Raw genomic sequence first — 13446 nt, forward strand, 5'->3', positions numbered from 1 at the left:
TGAACGCGAACCGGATTAACGGTTGATGTCGCGTTGAACTTCGCCAGTGTAAAGCTGACGAGGACGACCGATCTTGTAAGGACCGCTGTGCATTTCTAACCAGTGGCTGATCCAACCAACTGTACGTGCAAGCGCGAAGATCACAGTAAACATTTCTGTCGGAATACCAATCGCTTTCAGGATGATACCAGAGTAGAAGTCTACGTTTGGATACAGGTTACGCTTGATGAAGTATTCGTCAGAAAGCGCGATACGCTCAAGTTCCATTGCTAACGCTAATTGTGGATCGTTGATACCTAATGCACCAAGAACTTCGTCGCAAGTCTCTTTCATTACTTTCGCGCGTGGATCGAAGTTTTTGTAAACACGGTGACCGAAGCCCATCAGTTTAACTTCTTTAGTCTTCACTTTTTCCATGAAGCCAGCAACGTTTTCTACAGTGCCGATTTCATCCAGCATCTTAAGAACTGCTTCGTTCGCACCACCATGCGCAGGACCCCAAAGTGCAGAGATACCGGCAGCGATACAAGCATAAGGGTTAGCACCGGTAGAACCCGCTAAACGTACTGTAGACGTAGACGCGTTTTGCTCGTGGTCAGCGTGAAGAGTGAAGATACGGTCCATTGCTTTGGCAAGAATCGGGTTCACTTTGTAGTCACGGTCTGCAGGTGTAGCAAACATCATGTACAGGAAGTTTTCAGCGTAGCTTAAGTCGTTACGTGGGTAAACGAATGGTTGACCAACAGTGTACTTGTAGCTCCAAGCTGCTAAAGTAGGAATCTTCGCGATTAAACGGATCGCAGTGATTTCACGGTGGTTAACATCTTCGATGTCCAGGTTGTTGTGATAGAACGCAGATAATGCACCCACAACACCAACCATGATCGCCATAGGATGCGCATCACGACGGAAACCGTTATAGAAGCGGCTAACTTGGTCGTGAACCATGGTGTGGTTACGAACTTTCGCGTCAAACTCTTCTTTTTGCTCAGCTGTTGGAAGCTCGCCGTTTAATAACAGGTAGCAAGTTTCCAGGTAATCAGCTTTAGTCGCCAATTGATCAATCGGGTAACCGCGGTGTAACAGAACACCTTTGTTACCGTCAATGAATGTGATCTTAGATTCACAAGAAGCTGTCGCCATAAAACCAGGATCAAAAGTAAAGTGACCTGCAGCCAACACATCCTTAACGTCAATTACATCTGGGCCCAATGTGCCGCTGTAAATTGGTAATTCAATTTCTTTGCCATCAAGCTGTAAAACGGCTTTCTTGCCAGTTGCTTCAGACATTCAATAGATCTCCTGTCCTGGTGAATGTTGATCTGACTCGTAGTATCAATCTTTTAATGCGCGAATCAGACGGATCGAAAATTTGCTATAAGATTAGTGTGTACTGAAATTTTGTCAATTATACTTATGGATAAAAAGTGACGCTGACACAGCAGCTTAGTCAAAAAATATTCGTATGAAAAACTGAGTAAAATCACAGCACCGACGCGCTATAATAAGTCAAATTCCCGGACAGGTGCAGAAAAAAATAATAGGAATGCTTTAATTGTAAGCAATTTTTTAGCGTTAAAAGCTCTTGAAAAGCCAGGCTGCTGGAATTTTAAGCTTTCCGAAATGTATCTGTTTTTCATAACTTAGCTGGGCTTTGCCGGTTCTGCTGCTGCTTTGTTATTCATAAATAAAAGCGCTAAGTCTGTCATTTTTTTAGGTTTAACTGGTTAAAAAATAGCTGATTAAATCAGCCATTCAGCCAGTTAACTTGTTCTGATGCGCTGAAATTGCAAGTAAAGTCAGAGCAATCTGTCAGCTTTTGCAAGACTCAAAATCCAAATGCCGGCCTGAAGCGGGAAGCACGCTGAAAATATTTCATGTTGTTTGCCTGATAGCAAATATTCAAGGAAAAAATATTCAGGCACCCAAAGATAAAGTGAAAAGATTCAACAATATAGTGTCTAGACATTTACTGTGCTGCTTTAGTCTAAATATTTCAGTCCGGTGAAAATTGCAATTATAGCTAAAATCAATAGCAGAAATATAAAATAAATTAATAAAAAACAGTGAGATGATGCCTTAAAGATGTATCCGGTTGATGTGTTTCATAAATTACCTATTTGTTAATGATTCTTATTTAAGGGTTTTTTGTTCAAAAAGCCCAGTGCGGTTGTTTGTATTTTAATAGTTGACGTTTTATAATTCAGTGTCGTTTTGAATATAGGCATTCGAATGCCTAGCAATGCCAGCTTTCCTTCGAATTAATTCCAACAAACTCCGGATGGAGTTTTTACTTACAGGATGCCCGCTGTGAAAAGCAACAGACCTGTCAATTTGTCCATGGGTCAAGTTTTATCAGTAAACTTAAAATCACCTGTGGCTATTGCATCAATTTTACACCGTCTTTCAGGTGTCATCGTATTTTTACTCGTACCGGTACTTCTTTGGTTATTAGACAAGTCTTTGTCTTCGCCAGAAGGTTTTGCAGAAGTACAGGAAATCTTTAACGGTTTCTTTGTCCGCTTTATCGTATGGGTATTTGTAGCCGGATTAATCTATCACTTCATCGCTGGTGTCAAGCATTTACTTGCTGACCTTGGTGTTGCAGAGGAACTGCAAAGTGGTCGTGTTGCAGCTACTATCGCATTAGTCTTGTCTGCGATTGGTATTCTCGCAGCCTTTGTATGGATTGTTCTCTAATGAAAAGTGCTACAGGTTTAACGGGTTCAGGTTCTCGCGACTGGTTTATCCAACGCGTAAGTGCTGTTGTTCTTGCTGTTTATACCGTTGTGGTATTTGGTTGGATTCTGCTGAATGGCGGATTTAACTTTGAACAGTGGTACGGCTTTATGATGACATTACCAATGAAGATTTTATCTTTATTGGCAGTCTTATCTCTTGTTGCACACGCATGGATTGGTATGTGGCAGGTATTCACAGATTACGTGACTACTCGTCAGATGGGTCCTTCAGCTTCAGGTTTACGCCTAGTGCTGACTTCAGCAGTGATTATTGCTGTTTTTGCATACGCAATCTGGGCAATCCAGATTTTCTGGGCGAATTGATAGGAAGATATCATGGGCGCGATTAACCCTAAAGAAGATTATTCAAATATTCCACACCAATTTTTTGACGCAGTCATCGTTGGTGGTGGTGGTTCAGGTATGCGTGCATCTTACCAACTTGCTCAAGCGGGTTTGAAAGTTGCAGTACTGACCAAAGTATTCCCAACACGTTCGCACACGGTTGCAGCGCAAGGTGGTATTGGTGCATCTCTTGGTAACATGCAAGAAGATAACTGGCACTACCACTTCTATGACACAGTTAAAGGTTCTGACTGGTTAGGCGACCAAGACGCGATCGAATTCATGACGCGTGAAGCGCCACAAGTGGTTTATGAATTAGAACACTTGGGTATGCCATTTGACCGTAACGCAGACGGTACAATTTACCAGCGTCCATTCGGTGGTCACTCTGCAAACTACGGTGAAAAAGCTGTGCCACGTGCATGTGCTGCTGCTGACCGTACAGGCCACGCGCTGCTTCACACGCTTTATCAAAGCAACGTGAAAATGGGTACTCAATTTTTCGTTGAATGGATTGCACTTGACTTAATCCGTAACGAAGCAGGCGACGTACTGGGTGTAACTGCAATTGACCAGGAAACAGGTAAAATTGCGGTATTCCAAGCTAAAGCGACGCTATTCGCTACTGGTGGTGCAGGTCGTGTTTACCGTGCATCTACTAACGCGTATATCAACACGGGTGACGGTCTTGGTATGGCTGCTCGTGCAGGTATTCCATTACAGGATATGGAATTCTGGCAATTCCACCCAACAGGTGTTGCGGGCGCAGGCGTATTGTTAACGGAAGGCTGTCGTGGTGAGGGTGGTATCCTTCGTAACGATTCTGGCGAACCGTTCATGGAACGTTATGCTCCAACTTTAAAAGACTTGGCGCCACGTGACTTCGTATCACGTTCTATGGACCAGGAAATTAAAGAAGGCCGTGGTTGTGGTCCGAACAAAGACTACATCTTGCTGGATATGACGCACCTGGGTGCTGACACGATCATGAAACGTCTGCCATCTGTATTCGAGATTGGCAAGAAATTCGCGAACGTTGACTGTACCAAAGAGCCAATTCCGGTTGTACCAACAATCCATTACCAAATGGGTGGTATTCCTACCAATATTCATGGTCAGGTTGTTGTTCCAGAATCTCGTGAAACGACTCCACTGGTTGCTAACTACGACAAAGACACTGACACATATTCTACAAATGCGGAAGGTCGTGACTTTGCGAAACCTGTAAAAGGTTTCTATGCAATTGGTGAATGTTCATGTGTATCTGTACACGGTGCAAACCGTTTAGGTACTAACTCACTGCTTGACCTGGTGGTATTTGGTAAAGCGGCTGGTCAACATATCATTGAGTATGTAACTAAACAGCACGATGGCGAGTACGAACCACTACCTACAACTGTACTTGAAAACACGCTGAACCGTATTCGTAAACTTGACGAATCAACTTCAGGTGAAAACGCTCAAGAAGTTGCGGATGCAATTCGTAACATCGTTCAGGATCACGCAGGTGTATTCCGTACTTCAGCATTGCTTGAAGAAGGTGTGAAACAGATTCTTGCGCTTGAACCACGTGTTCGCAATATCCACCTGAAAGACAAATCTAAAGTCTTCAACACTGCACGTGTAGAAGCATTAGAAGTTGAAAACCTATACGAAGTCGCAAAAGCAACCTTGATTTCTGCTGCTGCGCGTAAAGAGTGTCGTGGTGCGCACACTGTTGTAGACTTTGAATTACCACCAGATCACCCGACTTATTCTTATGGTCGTCGTGATGATGAGTGGATGAAGCACACTCTGTGGTTCTCTGCAGACAACCGTCTTGAGTACAAACCAGTACGTTACAAGCCGCTTTCTGTTGCAGCTATTCCACCTAAACCACGTACATTCTAATCAGGAGAAACAAGATGAGTAGAGGTACTCGTACATTTCATATCTACCGCTATGATCCTGATAAGGATAAAGCACCGTACATGCAAACATTCAAGCTGGAATTGACTGATAAGCATCGTATGTTGCTTGACGCACTTTTGGCGTTGAAAGTACAAGACGAAACTTTAACGTTCCGTCGTTCTTGCCGCGAAGGTATTTGTGGTTCTGATGGTGTAAACATCAATGGTAAAAACGGTTTGGCGTGTCTTTGGAACCTGAACGATTTACCAAATGAAATCACCATTCGTCCATTACCAGGTCTGCCAGTGATCAAAGACCTGGTTGTTGATATGAATCAGTTCTACGACCAGTACAACAAGATTCAGCCATTCTTGATCAACAACCAGCCTGCGCCACCAAAAGAGCGTTTACAGTCTCAGGAAGACCGTGAGCACCTAGATGGCCTGTATGAATGTATTTTATGTGCATGCTGTTCAACTTCATGCCCATCATTCTGGTGGAACCCGGACAAATTCCTGGGTCCTTCAGCGCTGTTGAATGCTTACCGCTTCATCATCGATTCACGTGATACTGCAACTCAAGAGCGTCTGGCGCGTCTTGACGACCCGTTCTCGCTGTTCCGTTGTAAAGGCATCATGAACTGTGTGTCAGTTTGTCCGAAAGGTCTGAACCCAACCAAAGCAATCGGTCACATCCGTAACATGCTTCTGGATACTGCAGGTTAATCTGAACGCCAGTTTGGTGAACTCAAAAAAGCACATCTCCGGATGTGCTTTTTTTATGCTGCTTTATTGAACACTTGAGTGGGGTTGGTCTGATGAGATGCATTGCTGCATACAAACTGGGTATGAAAAGTGCAGGTGAATAGTTTTAAATCAATCCTCTACAAAAGTGTAATAGAGTGATGGTATTTTGTTTTAATACGCCCAGAAATGGGGCATGAGACTGCAAAAAGTGGTGCAAGATGTTATTATATAACGCAAGTTGAAGAGGGCAGATTGAAAGATGTGCTCTCTTTTGTTTTATGGAATAAAGAAGCCGTTGGACTTTGGTCTTAATTGCTTCTAATTATTAAATAAAGCACCATATGTTAGAGCAAAATATGTTTCTTATATTTCGCCAATTTATAGGAGGTATACGTCAAAAAAATCAATTGAGAGTTGGAGATCATGTTACGATTAATAAACTTCTATATTTAAAAATTGAGGTTGAATTTATGTACATTTTTTCAACATTTAAAGAGATGTAGAAAGCCAGAAATTAGAGTAAACCTATTTAGAAAAGCTAATTTGCCGAATTAATTTTTCTAAGTCGATTTGCAAAAAAATTGCTCGGTTTTGGCCGAGTATAAAATGAGTGATGATGCCAATCAGGGCGTTATGATTCATTATTCACATTGGGTAGTCCTAATGTAGTGATAACGCCTCATGACAGTTGTCGAATGGGGACGAATGTCATGTTACCAATTTGACATTATCAATCATGGGTTTTGCTTAAAAAGCATCCTGAAAAATGTTTTTGCAATAGGAAATGGGTCCACAAATGCAAGAAGTTGCTGACGCTCTGCGTCTTGACACTGAACTTTCCGCTGATAGTGCAGCGTATATTGAAGAACTTTATGAGCAGTATTTAACGTCTCCAGAGTCAGTTGGTGAAGACTGGAGAGTGTACTTCGATAAATTCCCAAAAGGTGATCAACCTCATAGCAATGTACGTGAGCAATTCCTTTTATTGGGTCGCAACTCAAATCGTATTCAGTCTGTGGCTCAAAGCGCGGTAAGCTCTGAGCATGAACGTCGTCAAATAGGCGTCCTTCAACTGATCGCAGCGTATCGTAATCGTGGTCACCAAAAAGCAAAATTAGATCCGCTAGGTTTGGCAAAACGCGAAGAAGTGCCAGATCTTGATCTTGCTGCGCACAGTTTAACCAAATCTGATTTAGATACCGTATTCAACACAGGCAACCTGGCGATTGGTAAAACAGATACCACGCTGGGCGAAATGGTTGAAGCGATGGAAGCAACTTACTGCGGTTCAATTGGTGCAGAGTACATGCACATTGTTGACACCAAAGAGAAACGCTGGATTCAACAGCGCCTTGAAAGTGCTCGTGGTCAGTATGGCTTCAATGCAGAACAGAAAAAACACTTCCTTGAGCGTTTAACTGCCGCTGAAGGTCTGGAAAAATATTTAGGTAATAAATACGTTGGTGCAAAACGCTTTGGTGTGGAAGGTGGTGAATCTTTCATTCCAATGGTTAACGAACTAATTCAACGTGCCGGTGCGGTTGGTTGTAAAGAAGTCGTGATTGGTATGCCACACCGTGGCCGTCTGAACTTGCTGGTTAACATCATGGGTAAAAACCCGGCTGACCTGTTTGGCGAGTTCGAAGGTAAATCTTTACACAAGAAAGGTTCGGGTGACGTTAAGTACCACCAAGGTTTCTCATCTAACGTAATGACCCCAGGTGGCGAAGTTCACTTGGCATTGGCGTTTAACCCGTCGCACCTTGAAATTGTTGGACCTGTGGTTGAAGGTTCGGTACGTGCCCGTCAAGTACGTCGTAAAGACATTGGTGGCGATGACGTATTGCCATTAATCGTACACGGTGATGCTGCATTTGCAGGTCAGGGCGTGAACCAGGAAACTTTCCAGATGTCACAAACACGCGGTTATACCGTGGGTGGTACTGTGCACATCGTAATTAACAACCAGGTTGGTTTTACTACCTCTGATCCACGTGATGCGCGTTCTACAGAATACTGTACCGACATCGCGAAAATGGTTCAGGCGCCAGTATTCCACGTGAATGGTGATGATCCTGAAGCGGTAATCTTTGTAACGCAATTGGCACACGACTTCCGTCATACTTTCCGTAAAGACGTAGTGATTGACCTGTTCTGTTACCGTCGTCGTGGTCACAACGAAGCGGATGAGCCATCTGCAACCCAGCCACTGATGTATCAGGTGATCAACAAGAAAGCCACTACACGTACTTTGTATGCAGACCAACTGGTACAACAGGGCGTATTAGATCGCGCTGCTGCAGACCAAATGGTTGAAGACTACCGTGCCGATCTTGAAGCAGGTAATCACGTTGCCAATGCGCTGGTTCTTGAACCGAACAAGAAAATGTTTGTGGACTGGACGCCGTACCTGGGCCATGAATACACTGACGAATGGGATACCACTTTCCCGGCTGAGCGCTTAAAAGAGCTTGGTGAAGGCATGCGTAAACTTCCAGAAGGTTTCGTGATGCAGCGTCAGGTGTCTAAAGTGATTGACGAACGTCTGAAAATGCAGACCGGCGAAATGCCGCTGAACTGGGGTGCTGCTGAAACTCTAGCCTATGCAACACTGCTAGATCAGGGTTACCTGGTACGTATTACTGGTGAAGACGTAGGTCGTGGTACCTTCTCGCACCGTCATGCCAAACTGCATAACCAGGTTGATGGCGAAACTTATATTCCATTGTGCCATGTGAAAGAAAACCAGCCGCGTTTTGCTTTATATGACTCGCTATTGTCTGAAATGGCGGTACTGGCATTTGAATATGGTTATGCGACCACGATTCCACACGGTCTGATCATTTGGGAAGCACAATTTGGTGACTTTGCTAACTGTGCGCAAGTGGTGATTGACCAGTTCATCGCCTCTGGTGAAACCAAGTGGGAACGTGTATGTGGTTTAACCATGTTGCTGCCACACGGCTTTGAAGGTCAAGGTCCGGAACACTCATCTGCACGTTTAGAACGTTTCTTACAGCTGTGTGCTGAAGACAACATGCAAGTGATTACCCCGACTACACCAGCACAGATTTTCCACGCTTTACGTCGTCAGGCAATTCGTCCAATCCGTAAGCCAATGATTGTGATGTCACCGAAATCATTGCTGCGTCACAAGCTGGCAACTTCATCTCTTGATGAGCTGGCAACTGGTACCTTCCAGACCGTGATTGACGAAATCGACAGCAACATCAACAAGGCCGACGTGACCCGTCTGGTACTTTGTGGTGGTAAAGTGTATTACGACCTGCTTGAAAAACGTCGTGAAAAAGAATTGAACAACACGGCAATTGTTCGTATTGAACAGTTGTATCCATACCCAGAACAACGCATTGCGGAAATTCTTGAAGCTTATCCAAACGTGAAAGAACTGGTTTGGACTCAGGAAGAACCGAAGAACCAAGGTGCTTGGTTGTTCATCGCGCCGCGTCTATATGATGACGTGATGAAAGCTGGTAAACAGGTTCGTATCAGCTTTGCTGGTCGTGAGGCTTCTGCCGCTCCAGCGTGTGGTTCACCATATTTGCATGCAAAACAACAAGCTCAGCTCATTAATGACGCGCTTGCGATCGTAGCTGAATAACAGGAGATTCGAAGTAATGGCAACCGAAATTAAAGCACCGGTATTTCCAGAGTCAGTTGCAGATGGAACAATCGCGACTTGGCACAAACAACCAGGTGAAGCAGTATCACGTGATGAAGTGATCTGTGACATTGAAACTGACAAAGTTGTTCTGGAAGTTGTAGCTCCTGCAGACGGTACGATTGCTCAAATCATTAAAAATGAAGGCGATACTGTACTTTCAAACGAAGTGATTGCACAGTTTGAAGAAGGTGCTGTATCTGGCGCTGCGCAAACTCAAGCAGTTCAGTCTGAAGAGAAAGTTGAACAGGCCGCTGCGAAAACTGAAGCAGGTGCAGCACCTGTAGTTGAGCGTGCTCAACCAGTTGCGGACCAGGCACCAGCAGTGCGTAAAGCATTGACTGAAACAGGTATCAACGCTGCTGACATACAAGGTACAGGCCGTGGCGGTCGCATCACCAAAGAAGATGTGGCCAACCATCAAGCGAAACCAGCGGCTGCGCCTTTAACTGCAGCAGTAGGCGAGCGTATCGAGAAACGTGTTCCTATGACGCGTTTACGTAAGCGTGTAGCTGAACGTTTACTTGCAGCGACTCAAGAAACTGCAATGTTGACGACGTTCAACGAAGTGAACATGAAACCAATCATGGAAATGCGTAAGCAATATAAAGACGCATTTGAAAAACGCCACGGTGCGCGTCTTGGCTTCATGTCATTCTTCGTAAAAGCTGCGACTGAAGCGCTAAAACGCTACCCAGCAGTAAATGCATCAATTGATGGTGACGATATCGTTTATCACGGTTACTATGACATCGGTGTAGCTGTATCTTCTGACCGTGGTCTGGTGGTTCCTGTATTACGTGATACAGACCGTATGAACTACGCTGAAGTTGAATCAGGCATTGGTGCTTATGCTGCGAAAGCGCGTGAAGGCAAACTTGCGATTGAAGACATGACTGGCGGTACATTCACCATTACTAACGGTGGTACTTTCGGTTCACTGCTGTCTACGCCAATTCTGAATACACCACAAACTGCTATTCTGGGTATGCACAAAATCCAGGAACGTCCTATGGCAGTCAATGGTCAGGTTGAAATCTTGCCAATGATGTATTTAGCGCTGTCTTATGACCACCGTTTAATCGATGGTAAAGAAGCGGTAGGTTTCCTTGTAACAATCAAAGAATTGTTAGAAGAGCCAGCTAAACTTATCCTTGACTTATAATTTATTAATTAAAAATCTCTCCTAACCCCTCTAAAAAAGAGGGGAAAGGTTCCCCCTTGAGCAAAAGGGGGAATTTAGAGAGATTGATTGGAGATAAAAATGTCTCAACAATTTGATTTAGTTGTTATTGGCGGTGGTCCAGGCGGTTATGAAGCAGCCATTCGTGCGGCTCAGCTTGGTTTTAAAGTGGCATGTATCGAAAAACGCATCCACAAAGGTAAACCATCTTTAGGTGGTACCTGCTTAAACGTGGGCTGTATCCCGTCTAAAGCACTGCTTGATTCTTCACACCGTTATGAAGATACCGTTCATCACCTGGCTGATCATGGTATTACGACAGGTGAAGTAAACTTTGACCTGTCTAAATTACTGGCACGTAAAGACAAGATTGTTGACCAGTTGACTGGCGGTATTGACCAGTTGCTGAAAGGCAATGGTATCGAATGGTTAAAAGGTACTGGTAAATTACTGGCGGGTAAGAAAGTTGAGTTTGTTCCTCACGAAGGTGAAACTCAGGTTCTAGAACCAAAATACGTAATTCTTGCGTCTGGTTCTGTACCAGTGAACATTCCGGTAGCTCCTGTTGATCAAGACATTATTGTTGACTCTACTGGCGCGCTTGAGTTCCCTGAAGTACCGAAGCGTTTAGGTGTGATTGGTGCCGGCGTGATCGGTCTGGAGCTTGGTTCAGTATGGCGTCGTCTAGGTGCTGAAGTTGTTGTATTTGAAGCAATGGATGCCTTCTTGCCAATGGCGGATAAAGCGCTGGCAAAAGACTACCAGAAACTGCTGACCAAACAGGGTCTGGATATCCGTGTAGGCGCGAAAGTGTCTGGCACTGAAGTCAACGGTCGTGAAGTAACTGTAAAATACACCCAAGGCGGCGAAGAGAAAGAACAGACTTTCGACAAGCTGATCGTGTGTGTGGGTCGTCGTGCGTATGCTGAAGGCTTACTGGCTGATGACTGTGGTATCAAACTGACTGAACGTGGTCTGGTTGAAGTGAACGACTGGTGTGCGACTTCTGTTGAAGGCGTATACGCAATTGGTGACTTGGTACGCGGTCCAATGCTGGCACACAAAGCCATGGAAGAAGGCGTAATGGCAGTTGAACGTATTCACGGTCATGCTGCTCAAGTGAACTATGACACCATCATCTCTGTCATCTATACACACCCTGAAGCGGCGTGGGTAGGTTTAACAGAAGAGCAGGCCAAAGAAAAAGGTCATGAAGTGAAAACCGGTCAATTCGGTTTCGCAGTCAACGGCCGGGCTTTAGCTGCCGGTGAAGGTGCGGGTTTCGTGAAGTTTGTTGCCGATGCAAAAACTGACCGTTTACTGGGTATGCACGTGATCGGACCTGCGGCGTCTGATATTGTTCACCAAGGTATGATCGCGCTTGAATTTGTATCTTCAGTTGAAGATTTACAATTAATGACATTCGGTCACCCAACCTTCTCTGAGGTGGTGCACGAAGCGGCACTGGCCGTCGATGGACGTGCCATCCACGCGATTCAGCGTAAGCGTAAATAAATAAAAAAAGAGCGGTTTCGACCGCTCTTTTTCATTTGGTGGTTGTTTTTGTTTGAATAATCATCTAAAACTAAAACGATAAAACTGTATAAATGTTAATACTCACGACGATGGATGTTGGAGTTTTAGCGAGTCATAAAAAAACGTGAAAAGTAGTAAAAGGTAAATAAATGAATCTACATGAGTACCAAGCCAAAGCGCTATTAAAAAAATATGGTATGCCGGTGCAGGAAGGTCTGCTTGCAACCAATGCAGATGAAGCAGTACAGGCATTTGAACAGCTCGGTGGCAAATTCGCTGTCATGAAAGCCCAGGTGCATGCGGGTGGCCGTGGTAAGGCGGGTGGTGTGAAAGTGGTGAAATCGGCTGAAGAAGCGGCAGAGTATGCTAATCAGCTGATCGGTACTCGACTGGTCACTTATCAGACCGATGCCAATGGCCAGCCGGTGAACAGTATTCTGGTGGCCCAGGATGTCTATCCGGTAGAGCGTGAATTATATTTGGGTGCCGTGGTGGATCGTTCTAGCCGTCGCGTGACCTTTATGGCCTCAACCGAAGGTGGGGTCGAAATTGAAAAAGTCGCAGAAGAAACCCCAGAAAAAATTATTAAAGTCGAAGTTGATCCACTAGTCGGCTTATTACCATTTCAGGCACGTGAAGTTGCGTTTGCCCTGAACTTAAAAGATGGACAAATCAACCAGTTTGTCAAAATCATGACCGCGGCGTATCAGGCCTTTATTGAAAACGATTTTGCCCTGTTTGAAATTAACCCGTTGTCTGTACGTGAAAACGGTGAAATTTTATGTGTCGATGCCAAAGTTGGCATTGATTCCAATGCGCTGTACCGTTTGCCGGAAGTGGCGGCGCTGCGTGACAAGAGTCAGGAAAATGAGCGCGAACTGAAAGCCTCTGAGTTCGATCTGAACTATGTAGCGCTAGAAGGTAATATTGGCTGTATGGTCAATGGTGCCGGTCTTGCCATGGCAACCATGGACATCATCAAATTGTATGGTGGTCAACCGGCCAACTTCCTTGATGTCGGTGGCGGTGCAACCAAAGAGCGCGTGATTGAAGCATTTAAAATTATTCTGGCCGACAATTCGGTTCAGGGAGTATTAATCAATATTTTTGGTGGGATTGTACGTTGTGACATGATTGCGGAAGCGATTATTGCAGCAGTTCAGGAAGTCAATGTCAGCGTGCCGGTGGTGGTACGTCTGGAAGGAAACAATGCTGAACTGGGGGCCAAATTACTGGATGAATCTGGCCTGACCTTAATTTCTGCAAATGGCCTGGCCGATGCTGCAGAAAAAATTGTTGCTGCGGTAAAAGCTTAAGGAGATG

The 13446-nt window shown here is 44.6% G+C and carries 9 protein-coding genes; 8 read left to right on the top strand and 1 reads right to left on the bottom strand.

What is annotated here, in order from left to right:
- Positions 1 to 15 precede the first annotated feature (15 nt).
- On the bottom strand, positions 16 to 1290 hold the full coding sequence (gene gltA, locus VF685_RS08610) for a citrate synthase (RefSeq protein ID WP_005176240.1): 1275 nt from the start codon (positions 1288 to 1290) through the stop codon (positions 16 to 18).
- A 1011-nt stretch (positions 1291 to 2301) separates the two neighbouring features.
- Here gltA and sdhC point away from each other — a divergent pair.
- The 8 genes from sdhC (at position 2302) to sucC (ending at position 13439) form a co-directional block, all read left to right on the top strand.
- The gene (gene sdhC, locus VF685_RS08615; RefSeq protein WP_005176242.1) at positions 2302 to 2700 is read left to right on the top strand and encodes a succinate dehydrogenase, cytochrome b556 subunit; all 399 of its coding nucleotides are present in this window, start codon (positions 2302 to 2304) and stop codon (positions 2698 to 2700) included.
- Positions 2700 to 3065, top strand: a complete 366-nt coding sequence (gene sdhD, locus VF685_RS08620; RefSeq protein ID WP_005176252.1) for a succinate dehydrogenase, hydrophobic membrane anchor protein — start codon at positions 2700 to 2702, stop codon at positions 3063 to 3065. The genes sdhC and sdhD overlap by 1 nt, the downstream gene beginning before the upstream one ends.
- Positions 3066 to 3077: 12 nt before the next feature.
- On the top strand, positions 3078 to 4976 hold the full coding sequence (locus tag VF685_RS08625; RefSeq protein WP_005176254.1) for an FAD-binding protein: 1899 nt from the start codon (positions 3078 to 3080) through the stop codon (positions 4974 to 4976).
- 14 nt (positions 4977 to 4990) lie between these two features.
- The gene (locus VF685_RS08630) at positions 4991 to 5701 is read left to right on the top strand and encodes a succinate dehydrogenase iron-sulfur subunit (RefSeq protein ID WP_005176256.1); all 711 of its coding nucleotides are present in this window, start codon (positions 4991 to 4993) and stop codon (positions 5699 to 5701) included.
- An 817-nt stretch (positions 5702 to 6518) separates the two neighbouring features.
- Positions 6519 to 9344: a 2-oxoglutarate dehydrogenase E1 component gene (locus tag VF685_RS08635; RefSeq protein ID WP_216075455.1), complete on the top strand. Its 2826-nt coding sequence runs from the start codon at positions 6519 to 6521 to the stop codon at positions 9342 to 9344.
- Positions 9345 to 9360: 16 nt separating this feature from the next.
- Positions 9361 to 10569 carry a 2-oxoglutarate dehydrogenase complex dihydrolipoyllysine-residue succinyltransferase gene (gene odhB, locus VF685_RS08640; RefSeq protein ID WP_242911951.1) on the top strand — a complete coding sequence of 403 codons (1209 nt, stop codon included), beginning with the start codon at positions 9361 to 9363 and terminating at the stop codon, positions 10567 to 10569.
- Positions 10570 to 10668: 99 nt separating this feature from the next.
- Complete coding sequence (gene lpdA / locus VF685_RS08645; RefSeq protein WP_045796462.1) at positions 10669 to 12102, top strand: dihydrolipoyl dehydrogenase; 1434 nt, start codon at positions 10669 to 10671, stop codon at positions 12100 to 12102.
- A 170-nt stretch (positions 12103 to 12272) separates the two neighbouring features.
- Positions 12273 to 13439: an ADP-forming succinate--CoA ligase subunit beta gene (gene sucC / locus VF685_RS08650; RefSeq protein WP_005176263.1), complete on the top strand. Its 1167-nt coding sequence runs from the start codon at positions 12273 to 12275 to the stop codon at positions 13437 to 13439.
- The last annotated feature ends 7 nt before the right edge of the window (positions 13440 to 13446 follow it).

Origin of the sequence: Acinetobacter sp. Brlt_5, from assembly GCF_051949055.1 — a bacterium.
Taxonomy (GTDB): domain Bacteria; phylum Pseudomonadota; class Gammaproteobacteria; order Pseudomonadales; family Moraxellaceae; genus Acinetobacter; species Acinetobacter indicus.